Here is a 19,576-nt window from a genome sequence, read left to right as displayed (position 1 = left end):
GAATGCTTCGCGTGCTCACGGCCGGGGAATCCCACGGCCCCGAACTGGTCGCCCTCATGGAGGGGATGCCGGCCGGTGTCCCGATCTCTCCCGCGCAGATCCGCGCCGACCTCGCCCGCCGCAAGCTCGGCTACGGCCGCGGCTCGCGCATGAAGTTCGAGGAAGACGAACTGACGCTGTCGACGGGAATCGTGCACGGCTTCACGATCGGCAGTCCGATCGCCCTTCGCATCGGCAACACGGAGTGGCCGAAGTGGATCGAGGTCATGAGCCCCGAACCGGTCGAGCTGTCCGACCGCTCCCGCGGCCGCGGTGCCGCCCTCACGCGCCCGCGCCCGGGTCACGCCGACCTCGTCGGGATGCAGAAGTACGGCTTCGACGAGGCCCGGCCGATCCTCGAGCGCGCGTCCGCGCGTGAGACCGCCGCCCGCGTTGCGCTCGGCGCCGTCGCCCGCGCGTTCCTCGGCGAACTCGGCATCCGTCTCGTCAGCCACACGCTGTCGATCGGTCCGGTCCGCGTGCCCGAGAACGCGGCGCTGCCGACGCCCGGCGACGTCGACCTGCTCGACACCGATCCGCTGCGCTGCTTCCACCCCGAGACCTCCGCCGCGATGGTCGCCGAGGTCGACGACGCGAAGAAGGCCGGAGACACGCTCGGCGGCATCGTCGAGGTGCTCGCGTACGGCCTCCCGCCGGGACTCGGATCGCACGTGCAGTGGGACCGTCGACTGGATGCCAAGCTCGCCCAGGCCCTCATGAGCATTCAGGCCATCAAGGGCGTCGAGGTCGGCGACGGCTTCCTCACCACGACCCGCCGCGGGTCGCAGGCGCACGACGAGCTGTTCGCCACCGACGGCGGCATCACCCGCTCGTCCGACCGGGCGGGTGGGACCGAGGGCGGCATGTCGACCGGCACGGTCCTGCGCGTGCGCGCGGGGATGAAGCCCATCGCCACCATCCCGCACGCGCTGCGGACGGTCGACGTCGCCACCGGCGACACGGCGGCGGCCCACCACCAGCGCTCCGACGTCTGCGCGGTGCCCGCGGCCGGCGTCGTCGCCGAAGCGATGGTCGCGATCACCCTCGCCGACGCGGTGCTGGACAAGTTCGGCGGAGACAACGTCGCCGAGACCCGCCGCAACCTCGAGACCTACCTCGCGCACCTGCCCGAGACGCTGCGCACCACCGACGCCTCCGACGCGGCGTTGCTCGCGCATGACCTCGGCTGACGCCAGCGGCGGCGCGCTCGTGCTCATCGGACCGATGGGCGCGGGGAAGACCAGCATCGGCCGGCGCGTGGCGCGCGCACTGGGGCAGTCCTTCAGCGATACCGACAAGATGGTGATCCGAGCCCACGGACCGATCCCCGAGATCTTCGCGACGCACGGCGAGGCGCACTTCCGTGCCCTCGAGCGCGAGGCCGTCGCCGAAGCACTCGCGGGCGGCGGCGTCGTGGCCCTCGGGGGAGGAGCCGTCATGGCCCCGGAGACCCGTGAGCGTCTGTCCGCACATCGCGTGGTGCTGCTGACGGTGTCACCGCAGGTCGTGGCATCCCGGATCCACGGTGACGACCGCCCCCTGCTCACCGGCGAAGATCCGGTGGAGCGCTGGCGACGGATCGCCGAAGAACGCCGACCCCTGTACGAATCCACGGCGGACATCGCCTTCGACACGTCGTCGGGCCCCCTCGCCCGCGTCGTCGACGACATCGTGGCCTGGGCGCGGAGCGTCCCGGCGGAGGAGACCCCATGACCGACACCACCACCATCAGCGTCGCGGGCGACCCCGGCTACGACATCACGATCGGGCGCGGCGTGCTCGCCTCCCTGGGCGACGCGCTCCCCGCGGCGGCGCAGAAAGTGCTCATCGTGCACCCGCCCACGCTCGCGGCGCAGGCCGAGGCCCTGCGCGCCTCACTCGTCGGCGACCGCCAGGTGCTGCTCGCCGAGATCCCCGATGCCGAGGCGGGGAAGCGCGTCGAGGTCGCGGCGTTCTGCTGGCAGGTCATGGGCCAGGCCGACTTCACACGCACGGATGCCGTGATCGGTTTCGGCGGGGGAGCGGTCACCGACCTCGCCGGCTTCGTCGCCGCCACCTGGTTGCGCGGCGTCGCGGTCGTGCAGGTGCCGACGACGGTGCTCGGCATGGTGGATGCCGCCGTGGGCGGCAAGACCGGGATCAACACCGCCGAGGGGAAGAACCTCGTCGGCGCGTTCTGGCCGCCCGTCGCCGTGGTGTGCGACCTCGACCTGCTCGACACGCTGTCGAAGAACGAGGCGACCGCTGGGTTCGCCGAGGTCGTGAAAGCCGGGTTCATCTGGCATCCGGAGATCCTCGATCTCATCGAGGCCGACCCGTCGGGCATCGTCGACCCGCGAGGCGACGCGTTCCGCCGCTGCATCGAACTCGCGATCGACATGAAGGCGCGCGTCGTCGGCGAGGACCTGCGCGAGGCGGGCCTGCGGGAGGTCCTGAACTACGGGCACACGCTGGGGCACGCGATCGAGCACGCCGAGCGCTACCGGTGGCGTCACGGCGCCGCGATCTCGGTCGGCATGGTGTTCGCCGCCGAGCTGTCCCGGCTGGCCGGCCGCCTGTCCGACGACGTCGCCCAGCGGCACCGGACGGTCCTCGAGTCGCTCGGGCTGCCCACGACCTACCGCGCCGGCGCGTTCCAGACGCTGAAGGCCACGATGCAACGCGACAAGAAGAGCCGCGGCGGCATGCTCCGCTTCATCGTGCTCGACGACCTCGCCCGCCCGACCGTGCTGCAGGCGCCCGACGAGTCGCTGCTGTTCGCGGCCTACCAGGAGGTCGGGGCGTGAGCACCCCACCGCGTCTGCTCCTCGTCAACGGCCCGAACCTCAACCTGCTCGGCACGCGCCAGCCCGAGATCTACGGCCACGACACCCTCGCCGACGTCGAGCGGGTGACGGCCGAGGCGGCCTCGCGACACGGCCTCGAGGTGCGGGCGATCCAGAGCAACCACGAGGGCGTGCTCATCGACGCGATCCACGCCGCCCGGCTCGACTGCGCCGGCATCGTGATCAACGCCGGAGGGCTGACGCACACCTCGGTCGCGCTGCGCGACGCGCTGGCATCCGTCGCTCTTCCCGTCGCCGAGGTGCACATCTCGAACATCCGCGAGCGCGAGAGCTTCCGGCACTTCTCGTACATCGAGGACGTCGCCGCGGTGCACGTGATCGGCGAGGGCGTCCCCGGGTACGCGCGCGCCGTCGGCCTCCTTGTCGAGGTCATCAGCGGCCGCGCCGACGGCTGAGCGCCCTATCGCGTAGACTCGACCGCTGGGCGAACGCCGACGCGACGCCCCACCGACTCACGAAACGGAACATCGAAGCTCATGGCATCCACCGCAGACATCAAGAACGGCGTCGTCCTGAACATCGACGGTCAGCTCTGGAGCATCGTGGAGTTCCAGCACGTCAAGCCCGGCAAGGGCGGCGCGTTCGTCCGCACGAAGATGAAGAACGTCATGTCGGGCAAGGTCGTCGACAAGACCTTCAACGCCGGCGCCAAGATCGACATCGAGAACGTCGACCGCCGCGACTTCACGTACCTGTACAACGACGGCGAAGGCTTCGTGTTCATGGACGTCGCCGACTACGACCAGATCACCGTCGGTGCGCCGACCGTGGGTGACGCCGCCAACTTCCTGCTCGAGAACCAGCAGGTGCAGATCGCGCTCAACAACGGCAACCCGCTCTACATCGAGCTCCCGCCGTCCGTCGTGCTCGAGGTCACGTACACCGAGCCGGGCCTGCAGGGCGACCGCTCGTCGGCCGGCACCAAGCCCGCCACCGTCGAGACCGGCTACGAGATGCAGGTTCCGCTGTTCCTCGAGACCGGCACGAAGATCAAGGTCGACACTCGCACCGGCGAGTACCTCGGCCGCATCAGCTGACGTTGAGCGCCCGTACCAAGGCGCGCAAGCGCGCCCTCGACATCCTGTTCCAGGCCGACGTCCGTGGTGAGGAACTGCCCGTGATGCTGGCCGTCGAAGCCAAGCGCGCCGCGTCCGAGCCCGACCGCCAGGCGTCGTGGCTGTACGCCCGCGACATCGTCGACGGCGTCATCGACAACCGCGACGCGATCGACGAGCAGATCACCACGTTCGCGAAGGACTGGTCGCTCAAGCGGATGCCCGCCGTCGACCGCGCCCTGCTGCGCATCGGCGCGTGGGAGATCCTCTACAACGACGACATTCCCACCGCGGTCGCGATCGACGAGGCGGTCGAGCTCGCGAAGGAGTTCTCGACCGACGACTCCGGTTCGTTCGTCCACGGCGTCCTTGCCCGGATCGCCCGCTCGTCCTGACGTGCCGGTGACGCGCGAGTCGCCAGGATTTGTCGCTTCCGCGGTCGCTGAGGCGACAAATCCTGGCGACTCACGCAGGAACGCTCCTGGCAGGATCGCCGCATGAGCGACTGGCGCACCCTGCTCGGCGGGGCCGGCCGCGCCGGCTTCGACGCGCTCGCGCTCGGGATCGAGCTGCGCCAGCGCGAGGCGTACGACCCGTCCCGGTGGGAGGCGCGGTCCGTCGACCCGGTCACGCCCCGTATGCTCGCGCGTCGGCAGGAGGATCTGCAGCTCGTCGCCCGGCCGCTCGTGCGCGGTGCGCGCGAGAGCTGGATCCGGGCGGATGCCACGTGGGACGCGGTCCGCCGGTCCACCGGCCGTTTCGACCCGGCGCACGTCGGCTGGTTCGCCGAGCTGCACGCGCTCGCGCAAGCGATGCGCACGACGGGTCCCTTCGTCGCGGCCAGCGACACCGTCGCCCTCGACACGATCGCCTCACCCCTGCTGTGGCCGCACCTGCGCGCGGCGGCGGGGCTCGGCATCCCGCTCGTCCCGATGCATGCGCAGCAGAGTGTGCGTCTCGCGGGGGAGGCGACGGCGCGCGTCTCGGTCGAGCCCGGCGGCGGCGGCGCGCTGCGCCTCGCGGCGGCGATCGAGATCGAGGGACGAGCCGTGGATGCCGCACACGTCCGGCCGCTCGGCACGGCGGGGATCTTCTCGTTCGAGGTCGACCGCGACCCGATCCCGTTGACCCTGAGCCCCGTTGCACTGCCCGACCCGCTGCCGACGCTGCTCACGGACGGCCCGATGCTCGTGCCGTCCGACGACGCGGGGGAGTTCCTCGCCGAGGCGTACCCGCGGCTGGCGAGGCGGGTGCCGCTCGCCGTGGCGCCGGGCGTCCCCGCCCCGCCACCGCCGCGCCCGACGCTCGAGGTGACCGTGTCGTACCGCGACGACGAGTCCGTCGAGTACGCGCTGGACTGGGTCTATCCGGGCGCCATCCGCACCGCCTGGGGCCTTCCCGCCGATGCGGAGCGCGACGCCCGGGCCGAGGCCGAGATCGCGGGGCGTGTCGAGGCGACCTGGGCCGAGCGGGCCGACCTGCCGGTGCGCGCCCGGGAGGTCCTGCGCGACGCCGACGCCGCCGCCTTCGCGACACGTGTGCTTCCCGCCCTCGACCTCCTCGACGACGTGCGCGTGGTCACGCGGGGAACCGTTCCGGCGTTCCGCGAACTGCGGGGCGACCCGTCGCTGACCATCACCGCGGTGCCATCGCCCGACCGTGACTGGTTCGACCTCGGGATCGTCGTCGTCATCGACGGGCGGACGATCCCGTTCGGGACGCTCTTCACCGCGCTCTCGCGCGGGCGCACGCGCATCAAGCTCTCCGACGGGGCGTGGTTCTCGCTCGCGCACCCCTCGCTGCAGCGCCTCCGGGATCTGCTCGAGGAGGCCGCCGAGCTCGACGAGTGGGAGACCGGACCCCGCATCCCGCGCCGCCACCTCGCGCTGTGGAGCGACTTCGAAGACCTCGCCGACGAGTCGGCCGCCGCCGCGGAGTGGCGCGACCTCGCGCGCGCGCTGCGCGACGTCTCCGAAGTCCCCGCCGTCCAGACGCCGACCGGGTTCCGCGCCGAACTCCGGCCGTACCAGCGGGAGGGTCTGGCGTGGCTCGCGCTGCTGCACGCGCACCGGCTCGGCGGCATCCTGGCCGACGACATGGGTCTCGGCAAGACCGTGCAGATCCTCGCGCTCATCGCGCACGCGCGGGCCGCGGGGGAGCGGCGACCCTGGCTCGTCGTCGCGCCGACGTCCGTGCTGCCGACGTGGGACGCGGAGGCCGCGCGGTTCGCGCCGGACCTCCGCGTCGTGACGGTCGAGGCAACCTCGGTGCGGCGCACGCGGACCGTCGCGCAGCTCGCCGAGGGCACCGATGTCGTCGTCGCGCCGTACGGCGTCGTGCGCACGGACGACGCGGAGTTCGCCGCTCCCGCGTGGGCCGGGGTCGTGCTCGACGAGGCGCAGTTCGTGAAGAACCCCGCGACGCGCATCCACCGCGCGGTCGCCGCGCTCCGCGCCGACTCGGTCTTCGCCGTCACGGGCACCCCGATCGAGAACGGCCTCGACGACCTCTGGGCGCTCCTCGCCCTCACCGCACCGGGCCTGTATCCCTCCGCTCGACGGTTCCGCGAGGAGTACGTCCGCGCTATCGAGCAGCTGCCCTCCGACGCCCCGACCGAGCTGTCGGCGGACGCGGCCGAGGCGCACCGCCGCGGCAGCCTCGCGCGCCTGCGCTCGCGCGTACGGCCGTTCCTGCTGCGCCGGACGAAAGACGTGGTGGCCGCCGACCTGCCCCCGAAGCAGGAGCAGACGATCGCCGTCCCCCTCGCACCCGCGCACCGCGAGCTGTACGACCGCGTGCTGCAGCGCGAGAGGCAGAAGGTGCTGGGCCTGCTCGACGACCTCGACCGGCAGCGCTTCATCGTGTTCCGCTCGATCACGCTCCTGCGGATGCTCGCGCTCGCCCCCGGCCTCGTCGACGAGCGCGACGCCCACCTCGGCTCGGCGAAGCTCGACATCCTGCTCGAACGTCTGGTGGAGGTGGCATCCGAGGGCCATCGCGCGCTGGTCTTCAGTCAGTTCACGTCGTTCCTCGACCTCGCGGCGGAACGCCTGGATGCCGCCGGCCTCGCCTACGCGCACCTCGACGGCTCGACCTCCCGGCGCGGCGAGGTCGTGGAGGGGTTCCGCGGGGGAGACGCCCCGGTGTTCCTCATCAGCCTCAAGGCCGGCGGCTTCGGCCTGACGCTCGTCGAGGCCGAGTACGTGTTCCTGCTTGACCCGTGGTGGAACCCCGCCGCCGAGACGCAGGCCATCGACCGCACCCACCGCATCGGGCAGACGAACAGCGTATTCGTGTATCGCCTGATCGCCGCGGGCACCGTGGAGGAGAAGGTGCTCGAACTGCAGCAGCGGAAGGCGGCGCTGTCTCGTGCCGTGCTCGACGACGGCGAGGCGTTCGCGAACGCGCTGGATGCCGACGACATTCGGGGCATCTTCGGCGGGTGACGGCGCCGGCTGACGCGCCGCGCGCGGTGCGGGACCTTGTACCCACCGCCCGTCCAGCCGTCGCCACGTAGACTCGATGGGTTCTCACGGACAGGAGCGACATGAAGATCACCGGCCTCGGCCACGCGGGAATGTTCATCGAGACCGCGGGCGGCAGCATCCTCTGCGACCCCGTGATCGGTCCGAGCTTCTTCGGCTCGTGGTTCCCGTTCCCCGACAACCGCGCGCTCGACTGGGAGCGATTCGGCAGGGCCGACTTCCTCTACATCTCGCACCGGCACCGCGACCACTTCGACCCGGCGATGCTCGAGCGCTACGTCTCGAAGGAGATCCGGGTCCTGCTTCCGGAGTACCCGACCGACGACCTCGAGCAAGACCTCCTCGCCCTCGGCTACACGAACCTCGTGCGCACCGAAGCCGGTGTTCCACTGCAGTTCGGCGACCTGAAGCTCATGGTCACCCCGCTCCGCGCGCCCTCAGACGGCCCGATCGGCGACTCGTCGCTGTCGGTCGATGACGGCACGGCATCCATCCTGAATCAGAACGACTCCCACCCGCTCGACCTCGAGAAGCTCTTCGACTTCGGCAAGCCCGACGCCTACTTCACCCAGGTCTCCGGCGCGATCTGGTGGCCGATGGTCTACGACCTGCCCGAGGACGCCAAGCAGAACTTCGCGCAGCTCAAGCGCGACGCGCAGAACAAGCGCGCGATGTACTACATCGAGAAGGTGGATGCCGCCCACGTCTTCCCCATGGCCGGACCCCCGATGTTCCTCCGCGAGGCGCTCTTCCGCTACAACGGCACGGGCCTCGAGAACGACTCGATCTTCACCGACCAGCGCGAATTCCTCGCGCACATGAAAGAACTCCGCCCCGACCAGAACGGGTACCTGTTCCTTCCCGGGACCGAGGTCGAGGTGCACGGGTCCGACGTCACCGTCACGCAGACCCTCTTCACTGATGCCGAGATCGACCGGATCTTCGGCGACAAGTGGGACTACCTCGCCGAGCAGCGCGACAGCCGCCAGCCCGAGATCCAGGCGGAAGAGGCATCCCGTGCCGAGATCATCCCGCCTGCCGAGATGCTCGCGGCGCTGAAGGAGTGGTGGGAGCCGCTGCTGCGCCGCGCCCGCACGATCCGCAACGGCGTGGGCGGACTGGTGCGCTTCCGCATCGGCGAGCTCGACATGGTCGTGGACTTCCCGAAGGCGAAGGTGCGCGAGTACGCGGGCGAGGAGTGCATCTACTGGTACACGATCCCCGCCGACCTGGTGTCGACGAACATCCGCGACCACGAGATCGACTGGTCGAACTCGATCTTCCTGTCGATGCAGTTCGAGGTGGGCCGCTCGGGCAAGTTCAACGAGTTCCTCACGACGTTCCTGAAGTGCCTGTCGCGCGACCGCATCGAGTACGTCGAGAACTGGTACGCCGAGCAGTCCGACCAGACCGAGGATGCCGAGATCGACGGCTGGACCGTGCAGCGCCGCTGCCCGCACCTCCGCGCCGACCTGACCAAGACCGGCAAGATCGAGGACGGTGTGCTGACGTGCTCGCTGCATGACTGGAAGTGGGACCTTGCCACGGGCCGCTGCCTGACGACCACGGGTCACCCGATCCGCTCGACGCCGAGCGGGGAGCGCGCCGCCGCCGAGCGCGCCGCCGCGGAGGTCGCCGCGGGCTGACGCCCCGCGGGAGCGGAGGAGATTCCTCCGGGGGAGGACCGCATCCGCGGCATCCGTCCTCCGACCGCCGAATCTCCTCCCGCCGCGCCGGCTGCCCCGGCCCGAGCAGCGCATGCCCGAGAAGAAGCGCGGGAGTTGTCAAGGCCGTACGCGGCTCCCGGCGAGCGATGCGAGCGTGCATGCCTCATCGCCGGAAGGGGCATCCATGTCGCACATCTCCGTGAAGGCCGGGGTCGCCGCCGTCGTCGGCGTGCTCGTCGCCTTGGTTCCCGTGATCCTGGGTGCGCCCGAGCTCGCGCCGCTGATCGGGTGGGCCGTCGCGGCCGCCGTCTTCCTCACCTGGGCGTGGGCCGGCGCGTGGCGCGCCGATCCGCAGCGGACGCGCGACCTGGCCCGGCACGAGCAACGCTCACGCCGCCTGGTCGATTCACTGATCATCGGCGCGACGTTGCTCAGCCTCGTCGGCGTCGTCCTCGCCCTCATCCGCAGCCAGCAGAGGGACACGATCGGCGCGGCCTGCGCGATCCTCGCGGTCGTCGGCGTCGTCGCCGCCTGGGCCGTCATGAACACCGTCTATGCGTTCAAGTACGCCCGGATGTACTACCTCGACGACCGACACCGCTTCGACTTCAACCAGGAGGAGGAGCCGTCCTACAGCGATTTCGCGTATGCCGCGTTCAACATCGGCATGTCGTACAGCTCGAGCAGCATCACCCGATCCTCGACCCCGTCTCGACGGATCGCTTTCGCGCACGGCCTCCTCTCGTACTTCTACGGGACCTTCGTCTTGGCCGTGGCGATCAACCTGATCACCAGCCTGACGCAGTCGGGGTAGTCCTCGCGCCGCTCCGGCGCAGCCCCTCCTGCACAGCCCGGCGCGCCCGGCATCCGTCCTCCACACCCGCTAGACTCGATCCAGAACCACGGCAACCTTTAACCCCGTCCCGTGAGGCGGAGAAGGGAGCAGCGGATGAGTACGCGCACCGTCATGCACGATGCCGACATCGCCCGCGCTTTGACGCGCATCTCGCACGAGATCCTGGAGTCCAACAAAGGACCGGAAGGACTCGTCCTTCTCGGGATCCCGACCCGCGGTGTCACCCTCGCCGATCGCATCGGCCCGCTGATCAGCGAGTTCGGGGGCGCGTCCGTCCCGGTCGGTGCCCTCGACGTGACGATGTATCGCGACGATCTGCACCGCAACCCCACACGCGCCCCGCACACGACGCGCATTCCGGCGGGCGGTATCGACGGGAAGGTCGTCGTCCTGATCGACGACGTGCTGTTCTCGGGCCGCAGCATCCGGGCAGCGCTCGACGCGCTGCAGGACATCGGGCGCCCGGCCGCCGTGCGGTTGGCGACCCTCATCGACCGGGGTCACCGCGAACTGCCGATCCGTCCCGACTTCGTCGGCAAGAACCTCCCGTCCGCCCGCGAGGAGCGCGTGAACGTGCGCCTCGCCGAGGTCGACGGCATCGAGGAGGTGACGATCGAGTCATGAGGCACCTGCTCGACACCCGCGACCTCACCCGCGCCGAGGCGCTAGAGATCCTCGACGTCGCCGAGGACATGGCCGACACGCAGCGCCGTGAGGTGAAAAAGCTCCCGACCCTCCGCGGCAAGACCGTGGTGAACCTGTTCTTCGAGGACTCCACCCGGACGCGCATCTCGTTCGAGGCGGCGGCGAAGCGGCTGAGCGCCGACGTCATCAACTTCTCCGCGAAGGGCTCGAGCGTCAGCAAGGGCGAATCGCTGCAGGACACCGCGCAGACCCTCCAGGCGATGGGGGCGGATGCCGTCGTCATCCGCCACGGAGCCTCCGGCGCTCCGCGCACCCTCGCCACGAGCGGGTGGATCAGCGCCGGCGTCGTCAACGCGGGAGACGGCACCCACGCGCACCCCACGCAGGCCCTGCTGGACGCGTTCACCATCCGCAAGCGTCTGTTCGGCGACGACAGCCGCGGCCGCGGGCTCGACGGCATCCGGGTCACAATCGTCGGCGACGTGCTGCACTCGCGCGTCGCGCGCTCGAACGTGTGGCTCCTGCACACGCTCGGTGCGCACGTCACGCTCGTCGCGCCGCCGACACTCGTGCCGCAGGACGTCAGCGGCTGGCCGGTCGATATCGAGTACGACCTGGACCGCGCGATCGCGGCGGGGCCGGACGCGCTCATGATGCTCCGCATCCAGCTCGAGCGGATGAGCGCCGCGTATTTCCCGACTGAACGGGAGTATTCCCGCCGCTACGGACTCGACGCGCGGCGCCTGGACGCCCTGCCGGACGGTAGCATCGTTCTACACCCGGGCCCGATGAACCGCGGCCTGGAGATCTCCGCCGAAGCCGCCGACTCGCCGCGCTCGACGGTTCTCGAGCAGGTGGCGAACGGCGTCTCCGTGCGTATGGCCGTGCTGTACCTGCTGCTGGCGGGTGCGCGGACCGACTCCGAGAAAGAGGACCTTCGATGAGCCACGCCACCCCCCACACCCTGCTGGTGCGCGGCGCGCGCATCGAGGGCCAGGATGCCACCGACCTGCTCGTGCGCGACGGCATCATCGCCGAGACGGGGACGGGCCTCTCGCACCCCGGTGCCACGATCGTGGATGCCGACGGCCTCATCGCCCTTCCCGGCCTCGTCGACCTGCACGTGCACCTCCGCGAGCCCGGGTACGAGGCGTCCGAGACGGTCGCCACCGGGTCTCGGGCCGCGGCCGCCGGCGGCTTCACCACCGTCTTCGCGATGCCGAACACCTCGCCCGTGGCCGACACGGCCGGCGTCGTCGAGCAGGAACTCGCCCTCGGCGAGGCCGCGGGCTACGTCCACGTGCAGCCCATCGGCGCCGTCACTGTCGGCCAGAAGGGCGAGCGGCTCGCCGAACTCGGCGCGATGGCCGACTCGCGCGCCCGCGTCCGCGTGTTCAGCGACGACGGCTTCTGCGTCTTCGACCCGCTGATCATGCGGCGAGCGCTGGAGTACGTCAAAGCGTTCGACGGGGTGATCGCGCAGCACGCGCAGGACCCGCGACTCACCGAGGGCGCTCAGATGAACGAGGGCGCGGTCTCGGCGGAGCTCGGGCTCACCGGGTGGCCGGCGGTGGCCGAGGAGTCGATTATCGCCCGTGACGTCCTGCTCGCCGAGCACGTGGGCTCCCGCCTGCACGTGTGCCACCTGTCGACGGCGGGGTCGGTGGACATCATCCGCTGGGCCAAGAAGCGCGGCGTGAACGTCACCGCAGAGGTGACGCCGCACCACCTGCTGCTGACCGACGAGCTGGTCCGCGACTACGACGCGCGGTTCAAGGTCAACCCGCCGCTCCGCCGCGAGGAGGACGTCCTCGCCGTCCGCGAGGGGCTGGCCGACGGCACGATCGACATCGTCGCGACCGACCACGCGCCGCACCCCGCCGAGGCGAAGTCGTGCGAGTGGGCCGCCGCCGCGAACGGCATGGTCGGGCTGGAGAGCGCTCTGCGCGTCGTCCACCGAGCCATGGTCGAGACCGGGTTGCTCGAGTGGAGCGACGTCGCGCGCGTGATGTCGCGCACGCCCGCGCAGATCGGCCGCCTCGACGGCCACGGCACTCCGCTGCACGCGGGCCAGCCCGCGAGCTTCACCCTGTACGACCCCCGTCCCGCGCGCACGTTCGGGCTCGGCGACCTCCGTGGACGGAGCAAGAACTCGCCGTACCTCGGCCGCGAGCTGCCGGGCGAGATCCGCTGGACGGTCCGCACCGGCATCCCCACCGTCGTCGACGGTGCGGTGCTCGAGACTCCGGGGGTGCTCGCGTGACGCGCGAGGGCGCCCTGCTCGTCATGGCGGGGGTGGCGGCCGTCGCGCTCGCGCTCCTGGCCTGGGCGTGGGTCCGACGAACGCGGCGCGATGCGCGCTACTCCGCCCCGGTGGGGGAGCTTCCCGACGGCGCCGTGGAGACGGGTGTGTTCCCGGGCCTGTACGTCGCGACCACGCGTCACGGCGAGCCCCTCGAACGCCTCGCGATCCGCGGGCTCGGCTTCCGCTCCCGCGTGGACGTCACGGTCACCTCGGCCGGGATCGCCCTCGACCTGCCGGGTCAGCCCCGCATCGCGCTCACCCGCGACCGTCTCGTCGACGCGGCTCAGGCGACGGTCGCCATCGACCGGGTCGTCGAGCGCGACGGCCTGACGCGCGTCAGTTGGCGCATCGACGACGACACCGTCGTCGACACCTATCTCCGACCCCAGGAGGCCTCGGCTCGATCGCTCGCCGAGGCCATCCGTCCCCTCATCACGACAGGAAGCGACGAATGACCGCCCTGATCTCCCCTCCGCGCCTCTCGCGCGAACCCGCCGTCCTCGTGCTGGAAGACGGCACCCGGTACCCCGGCCGCGCCTACGGCGCCCGCGGCGAGACCTTCGGCGAGGTCGTCTTCGCCACCGGCATGACCGGTTACCAGGAGACCCTCACCGACCCCTCGTACGCCGGCCAGATCGTGCTGCAGACCGCCCCGCACATCGGGAACACGGGTGTGAACGACGAAGACCCCGAGTCCCGTCGCATCTGGGTCGCGGGGTACGTCGTGCGCGACCCCTCGCGGGTCGTGTCGAACTGGCGTGCCGATCGCTCCCTCGACGATGCGCTCGTCGAGGACGGCATCGTCGGCATCTCCGGCATCGACACGCGGGCCGTGACGCGTCGCATCCGCTCCTCGGGCAGCATGCGCGGGGGAGTGTTCTCCGGCGACGCGGTGAACCTCGCCGCGGACGAGCAGCTGCGGCGCGTGCTCGCCGCCCCCGGCATGGCGGGCCGCAACCTGTCGGCCGAGGTGTCGGTCACCGCGGTCGAGGTGACGCGCGCCACGGGCGAGCGGATCGGCAACCTGGCCGTACTCGACCTGGGCGTGAAGCAGTCGACGATCGTCAACCTCGCCGCGCGCGGCTTCGACGTGCACGTGTTCCCGCAGTCGGCATCCATCGATGAGATCCGCGCGATCGAGCCGGTCGCGGCGTTCTACTCCAACGGCCCCGGTGACCCCGCGGCATCCGACCAGCACGTCGAACTGCTGCGCGCGGTGCTCGACGAGGGCCTGCCCTTCTTCGGCATCTGCTTCGGCAACCAGCTGCTGGGTCGCGCCCTGGGCTTCGGCACGTACAAGCTGCCGTTCGGCCATCGTGGCATCAACCAGCCGGTGCTCGACAAGACCACCGGTCGCGTCGAGATCACGTCGCAGAACCACGGTTTCGCCGTGGAGGCGCCGCTGGATGCGGTCATCGACAGCCCCCACGGCTACGGCCGCGTCGAGGTGAGCCACATCGGCCTCAACGACAACGTGGTCGAGGGCCTGCGCGCCCTCGACATCCCGGCGTTCAGCGTGCAGTACCACCCCGAGGCCGCCGCGGGACCGCACGACGCCAACTACCTGTTCGACCGCTTCCGCGACATGGTGCTCGCGACTCAGGAGACGAAGAAGAATGCCTAAGCGCGACGACATCCGCTCCGTCCTCGTCATCGGCTCGGGCCCGATCGTCATCGGTCAGGCCTGCGAGTTCGACTACTCCGGCACCCAGGCGTGCCGCGTCCTCCGCGAGGAGGGCGTGCGCGTCATCCTCGTCAACTCCAACCCGGCGACGATCATGACCGACCCCGACTTCGCCGACGCGACCTACATCGAGCCGATCACCCCCGAGGTGATCGAGACGATCATCGCGAAGGAAAAGCCGGATGCCATCCTCCCCACGCTCGGCGGCCAGACCGCGCTGAACGCGGCGATCCAGCTGCACAAGCGCGGCATCCTCGAGAAGTACGACGTCGAGCTCATCGGCGCCGATTTCGAGGCGATCAACAAGGGCGAGGACCGCCAGATCTTCAAGGAGCTCGTCCTGGAGGCGGGCGCCGACGTCGCGGCATCCGTGATCTGCCACTCGATGGACGAGCTCATCGCCGGCGCCGAGAAGCTCGGCTACCCGCTCGTCGTGCGTCCCTCGTTCACGATGGGCGGGCTCGGCTCGGGCTTCGCGTACGACGAGGCCGACCTCCGTCGCATCGGCGGCGCGGGCCTGCACGACTCGCCGACGAGCGAGGTCCTGCTCGAGGAGTCGATCCTCGGGTGGAAGGAGTACGAGCTCGAGCTCATGCGCGACACCGCCGACAACACGGTCGTCGTCTGTTCGATCGAGAACGTCGACCCGGTGGGTGTCCACACCGGCGACTCGATCACCGTGGCCCCCGCGCTGACACTCACCGACCGCGAGTACCAGAAGCTGCGCGACATCGGCATCGACATCATCCGCGCCGTGGGCGTGGACACCGGCGGCTGCAACATCCAGTTCGCCGTAGACCCGAAGTCCGGGCGCATCATCGTCATCGAGATGAACCCGCGCGTCTCGCGCTCGTCGGCTCTTGCGTCGAAAGCGACGGGCTTCCCGATCGCCAAGATCGCCGCGAAGCTCGCGATCGGCTACCGACTCGACGAGATCCCGAACGACATCACCAAGGTCACCCCGGCGAGCTTCGAGCCCACGCTCGACTACGTCGTGGTGAAGGTGCCCCGCTTCAACTTCGAGAAGTTCCCCGCCGCCGACACGACGCTGACGACCACCATGAAGTCGGTCGGCGAGGCCATGGCGATCGGCCGCAACTACAGCACGGCCCTGCAGAAGGCGCTGCGCTCGCTCGAGAAGCGCGGGTCGAGCTTCCACTGGGGCGACGAGTCGCGCTCGGTCGAGGAGCTCCTGGAGATCTCGAAGACCCCGACCGACGGCCGGATCGTCGTGCTGCAGCAGGCGCTGCGCCGGGGCGCCACGCCCGAGCAGGCGTTCGACGCCACCGCGATCGACCCGTGGTTCATCGACCAGATCGTCCTCATCAACGAGGTCGCCGAGATGATCCGCACCGCCGGCGAGCTGGATGCCGACACCCTGCGCCTCGCGAAGGAGCACGGCTTCAGCGATGTGCAGATCGCGCAGCTGCGGGGCCTCGACGAGGCCGAGGTGCGTGGCATCCGTCACTCTCTCGACGTGCGTCCGGTCTACAAGACGGTCGACACGTGCGCGGGGGAGTTCCCGGCGCTCACGCCGTACCACTACTCCAGCTACGACTGGGAGACCGAGGTCACGCCGTCCGACCGCACCAAGGTCGTCATCATCGGCTCGGGCCCCAACCGCATCGGTCAGGGTGTCGAGTTCGACTACTCGTGCGTGCACGCGTCGTTCGCGCTGTCGGACGCCGGGTACGAGACGATCATGGTCAACTGCAACCCCGAGACCGTCTCGACCGACTACGACACCAGCGACCGCCTGTACTTCGAGCCGCTGACCCTCGAGGACGTCCTCGAGGTGCTGCACGCGGAGAGCCAGTCGGGCACGATCCTCGGTGTCGTCTGCCAGCTCGGTGGCCAGACGCCGCTGGGCCTGGCCAAGGGGATCGAGGCCGCGGGCTACACGATCCTCGGCACCAGCCCCGAGGCGATCGACCTCGCCGAGGAGCGCGAGCTGTTCTCGCGCCTGCTCGACGACGCCGGTCTCGTGGCTCCTCGCAACGGCACCGCGATCGACGTCGAGGGGGCCGTGCGGGTCGCCGAGGAGATCGGCTACCCGGTGCTCGTGCGCCCCAGCTTCGTGCTCGGCGGCCGCGGCATGGAGATCGTGTACTCCACCGAGGCCTTGCGGGACTACTTCGTGCGCGTCGCCGACCAGGCCATCATCGGCCCCGGGCTGCCGCTGCTCGTCGACCGCTTCCTCGACGACGCGATCGAGCTCGACGTGGACGCGCTGTACGACGGGACCGACCTGTACATCGGCGGCGTCATGGAGCACCTCGAAGAGGCCGGCATCCACTCCGGCGACTCGTCGTGCACCCTGCCGCCGGTGAGCCTGGGCCGTACCGAGGTCGACCGTGTCCGCGAGGCGACCCTGGCGATCGCGAAGGGCGTCGGCGTCCGCGGGCTCCTGAACGTGCAGTTCGCGATCTCGGCCGGCGTGCTGTACGTGATCGAGGCGAACCCGCGCGCGAGCCGCACCGTGCCGTTCGTGTCGAAGGCGCTCGGCATCCCGCTCGCCAAGGCCGCCAGCCGCATCATGGCCGGCGCCACCGTCGCCGAGCTCATCGCCGAGGGCCTGCTGCCCGAGAGCGACGGCTCGCGGGTGCCTCTCGACGCCCCCGTCGCCGTCAAGGAGGCCGTGCTGCCGTTCAAGCGCTTCCGTACCGCCGACGGCCACACGGTCGATTCGGTCCTCGGCCCGGAGATGCGCTCGACCGGCGAGGTCATGGGCATCGACCGCGACTTCCCGACAGCGTTCGCGAAGTCGCAGGAGGCCGCGTACGGCGGGATGCCGACCTCGGGCACCGTGTTCATCTCGGTCGCCGACGCCGACAAGCGTGCGGTGATCCTCCCCGCCCACCGGCTGCAGGAGCTCGGCTTCGAGCTCATGGCCACGGAGGGGACGGCCGAGATCCTTGCCCGCAACGGCATCCGGGTCCAGGTCGTCGAGAAGTACTCCGAAACGCAGGGCTCCGACCAGCAGAACGTGGTCGACCTGATCAACGCGGGGCGCATCGACATGGTGGTGAACACGCCCAGCGGGGGCACTGCGCGAGCGGACGGGTACGAGATCCGCGCCGCCGCCGTGGCCGCCGACAAGGCACTGTTCACGACGATGGCGGTGCTCGGCGCGGCCGTCAGCGCCCTCGGCGCCATGAAGGACGGGTTCGCCGTGCGCAGCCTCCAGGAATACGCGGTCGACCGCGCGGGTCGCCTGTGAGCGAGACGTTCGGTCAGCGGCTGGCCGCTGCCCTCGAGGCCCGAGGCCCCCTGTGCGTCGGCATCGACCCCCACGCCGCGCTCCTGTCGGCGTGGGGGCTGAATGCCACGCCGGAGGGCGCGCGCGAGTTCGGTCTGCGCGTGGTCGAGGCGGCCGCGGGCCGTGTCGGGATCGTGAAGCCGCAGGTCGCGTTCTACGAGCGCTACGGCTCTCGCGGATTCGCGGCGCTCGAGGACGTGATGGCCGCCGCGCGTGCGGCCGGGCTGATCGTCATCGCCGACGCCAAACGCGGTGACATCGGCACGACCATGGAGGGCTACGCCACGGCCTGGCTCGAGCCGGGTTCGCCCCTGGAGGCGGATGCCGTGACCCTCACGCCGTACCTCGGCGCCGACTCGCTGCGCGAGACGCTGTCGTTCGCCGTGCACCGCGGCAAGGGAGCGTTCGTGCTGACGGCGACGAGCAACCCCGAGGCTCGAGCGGTGCAGAGCGCGATCGTCGATGATGCCCAGGCCGTGGGCGACCATGAGCACGTCGCCGCCCGGGTGGCCCACGACGTGAACCAGGCGAACATCGGTGCGCCCGGGGCCCTCGGCCCGGTGGGTGTCGTCGTCGGCGCGACCGTCGACCGCACGGCCTTCGGCCTCGGCGACATCGCGTTGGCCGGCATGCCGATCCTCGCCCCCGGCTTCGGGGCGCAGGGCGCCGACCCCGCCGACCTCGGCCGGTTGTTCGGGTACGTCGCGAAGTCCGTGGTGGCGAACGAGAGCCGTAGCGTCCTGGCCGTCGGTCCGGCGCGCCTCGCCGACCGAATCGACGCCCGCGCCGAGCTCTACCGGGAGGCCCTGAATGGCTGATTCCCGTCGCCCGCCCGAGGTCGACCGCGCCGCGGCCTCGCGCCGCGCCGTCGCCGCACGCCGGGAGCGCGCCGCCCTGAAGCGCGACGTCTCCACGCGCGTCATCACGCCGCAGGAGCTGCTGCGCCGCGGCCTCGCCGACCCGCTCTCGGCCGCCGGCGCCATGCGCGTGACCGAGTTCCTCACCGCCATCCCCGCCGTGGGCGAGAGCAAGCGCGACCGCATCCTGGCCACGCTCGGCATCTCGCCGGTGAAGCGCCTCGGGGGTCTCGGTTCGCGTCAGCGCGATGCGCTCCGCGCCTACCTCGACGCACGGTGGCCCGAGCCCGGTCCGCGCGAGGGGCGCAGCCGTCTGGTCGTGCTGGCAGGTCCCACGGCCGTCGGCAAGGGCACGGTCGCGGCCCACATCAAGGAGCACTTCCCCGAGATCCACCTGTCGGTCTCGGCGACGACGCGCGCCCCCCGTCCGGGCGAGGTCGACGGCGAGCACTACTACTTCGTCGACGACGTCGAGTTCGACCGACTGATCGCCGCGGGGGAGCTGTTGGAGTGGGCCACGGTCCACAACACGCACCGGTACGGCACGCCGCGCGAGCCCATCGACCGCGTCCTCGCGGACGGGGGCACGGCTCTGCTCGAGATCGACCTCCAGGGCGCCCGCCAGGTGCGTGCGGCCGATCCGTCGGCGACACTGGTGTTCCTCCTGCCGCCGAGCTGGGACGAGCTCGTCCAGCGTCTCGTCGGGCGAGGGACCGAGGATGCCGAGGAGCGCGCGCGGCGCCTGCGCACCGCGCGCACCGAACTCCCCGCACAGAACGAGTTCGACTACCGGGTCGTCAACGACGAGGTCGCGCGCGCCGCGGCCGAGGTCGTGGCCCTCGCCGCACGTCGCCCCGACGTCGGATAGAATACGAGGA

The 19,576-nt window shown here is 70.8% G+C and carries 17 protein-coding genes; all 17 read left to right on the top strand.

Annotated elements, in window-relative coordinates; all coding sequences use genetic code 11:
* Nucleotides 1-2 precede the first annotated feature (2 nt).
* The 17 genes from aroC to gmk all read left to right on the top strand — a co-directional run bounded on the left by aroC (nucleotide 3) and on the right by gmk (nucleotide 19,566).
* Nucleotides 3-1,229, top strand: a complete 1,227-nt coding sequence (gene aroC / locus D8Y23_RS07355; RefSeq protein ID WP_128217510.1) for a chorismate synthase — start codon at nucleotides 3-5, stop codon at nucleotides 1,227-1,229.
* On the top strand, nucleotides 1,216-1,752 hold the full coding sequence (locus D8Y23_RS07350) for a shikimate kinase (protein ID WP_128217509.1): 537 nt from the start codon (nucleotides 1,216-1,218) through the stop codon (nucleotides 1,750-1,752). Before aroC ends, D8Y23_RS07350 begins: the two co-directional genes overlap by 14 nt.
* Nucleotides 1,749-2,825, top strand: coding sequence for a 3-dehydroquinate synthase (aroB, locus tag D8Y23_RS07345; protein ID WP_128217508.1), 1,077 nt, complete (start codon nucleotides 1,749-1,751; stop codon nucleotides 2,823-2,825). The genes D8Y23_RS07350 and aroB overlap by 4 nt, the downstream gene beginning before the upstream one ends.
* Complete coding sequence (locus tag D8Y23_RS07340) at nucleotides 2,822-3,280, top strand: type II 3-dehydroquinate dehydratase (protein WP_128217507.1); 459 nt, start codon at nucleotides 2,822-2,824, stop codon at nucleotides 3,278-3,280. The genes aroB and D8Y23_RS07340 overlap by 4 nt, the downstream gene beginning before the upstream one ends.
* 81 nt (nucleotides 3,281-3,361) lie before the next feature.
* The gene (efp, locus tag D8Y23_RS07335; protein ID WP_128217506.1) at nucleotides 3,362-3,922 is read left to right on the top strand and encodes an elongation factor P; all 561 of its coding nucleotides are present in this window, start codon (nucleotides 3,362-3,364) and stop codon (nucleotides 3,920-3,922) included.
* Between the two features lie 2 nt (nucleotides 3,923-3,924).
* Nucleotides 3,925-4,335, top strand: coding sequence for a transcription antitermination factor NusB (gene nusB, locus D8Y23_RS07330; protein ID WP_128217505.1), 411 nt, complete (start codon nucleotides 3,925-3,927; stop codon nucleotides 4,333-4,335).
* Between the two features lie 102 nt (nucleotides 4,336-4,437).
* Entirely contained in the window at nucleotides 4,438-7,386 is a 2,949-nt protein-coding gene (locus D8Y23_RS07325) for a DEAD/DEAH box helicase (protein WP_128217504.1), read from the top strand.
* 101 nt (nucleotides 7,387-7,487) lie between these two features.
* A complete protein-coding gene (locus D8Y23_RS07320; protein WP_128217503.1) occupies nucleotides 7,488-9,071 on the top strand; it encodes a Rieske 2Fe-2S domain-containing protein in 1,584 nt (527 codons plus the stop codon).
* A 205-nt stretch (nucleotides 9,072-9,276) separates the two neighbouring features.
* Nucleotides 9,277-9,906 carry a DUF1345 domain-containing protein gene (locus D8Y23_RS07315; protein ID WP_164878160.1) on the top strand — a complete coding sequence of 210 codons (630 nt, stop codon included), beginning with the start codon at nucleotides 9,277-9,279 and terminating at the stop codon, nucleotides 9,904-9,906.
* A gap of 135 nt (nucleotides 9,907-10,041) precedes the next feature.
* Nucleotides 10,042-10,572 carry a bifunctional pyr operon transcriptional regulator/uracil phosphoribosyltransferase PyrR gene (pyrR, locus tag D8Y23_RS07310; protein ID WP_128217501.1) on the top strand — a complete coding sequence of 177 codons (531 nt, stop codon included), beginning with the start codon at nucleotides 10,042-10,044 and terminating at the stop codon, nucleotides 10,570-10,572.
* Complete coding sequence (locus D8Y23_RS07305) at nucleotides 10,569-11,537, top strand: aspartate carbamoyltransferase catalytic subunit (RefSeq protein WP_128217500.1); 969 nt, start codon at nucleotides 10,569-10,571, stop codon at nucleotides 11,535-11,537. The genes pyrR and D8Y23_RS07305 overlap by 4 nt, the downstream gene beginning before the upstream one ends.
* Nucleotides 11,534-12,856 carry a dihydroorotase gene (locus D8Y23_RS07300; protein ID WP_128217499.1) on the top strand — a complete coding sequence of 441 codons (1,323 nt, stop codon included), beginning with the start codon at nucleotides 11,534-11,536 and terminating at the stop codon, nucleotides 12,854-12,856. The genes D8Y23_RS07305 and D8Y23_RS07300 overlap by 4 nt, the downstream gene beginning before the upstream one ends.
* The gene (locus tag D8Y23_RS07295; RefSeq protein WP_128217498.1) at nucleotides 12,853-13,353 is read left to right on the top strand and encodes a hypothetical protein; all 501 of its coding nucleotides are present in this window, start codon (nucleotides 12,853-12,855) and stop codon (nucleotides 13,351-13,353) included. Before D8Y23_RS07300 ends, D8Y23_RS07295 begins: the two co-directional genes overlap by 4 nt.
* On the top strand, nucleotides 13,350-14,522 hold the full coding sequence (gene carA / locus D8Y23_RS07290; RefSeq protein ID WP_128217497.1) for a glutamine-hydrolyzing carbamoyl-phosphate synthase small subunit: 1,173 nt from the start codon (nucleotides 13,350-13,352) through the stop codon (nucleotides 14,520-14,522). Before D8Y23_RS07295 ends, carA begins: the two co-directional genes overlap by 4 nt.
* The gene (carB, locus tag D8Y23_RS07285; RefSeq protein WP_128217496.1) at nucleotides 14,515-17,802 is read left to right on the top strand and encodes a carbamoyl-phosphate synthase large subunit; all 3,288 of its coding nucleotides are present in this window, start codon (nucleotides 14,515-14,517) and stop codon (nucleotides 17,800-17,802) included. The genes carA and carB overlap by 8 nt, the downstream gene beginning before the upstream one ends.
* Nucleotides 17,799-18,659: an orotidine-5'-phosphate decarboxylase gene (gene pyrF, locus D8Y23_RS07280; protein ID WP_128217495.1), complete on the top strand. Its 861-nt coding sequence runs from the start codon at nucleotides 17,799-17,801 to the stop codon at nucleotides 18,657-18,659. The genes carB and pyrF overlap by 4 nt, the downstream gene beginning before the upstream one ends.
* Nucleotides 18,652-19,566: a guanylate kinase gene (gmk, locus tag D8Y23_RS07275; RefSeq protein WP_128217494.1), complete on the top strand. Its 915-nt coding sequence runs from the start codon at nucleotides 18,652-18,654 to the stop codon at nucleotides 19,564-19,566. Before pyrF ends, gmk begins: the two co-directional genes overlap by 8 nt.
* Nucleotides 19,567-19,576 lie beyond the last annotated feature (10 nt).

The sequence above is a fragment of the Microbacterium enclense genome (assembly GCF_004022425.1).
Classification (GTDB): Bacteria; Actinomycetota; Actinomycetes; order Actinomycetales; family Microbacteriaceae; genus Microbacterium; species Microbacterium enclense_A.
This window is presented reverse-complemented; position numbering and strand designations above follow the sequence as displayed.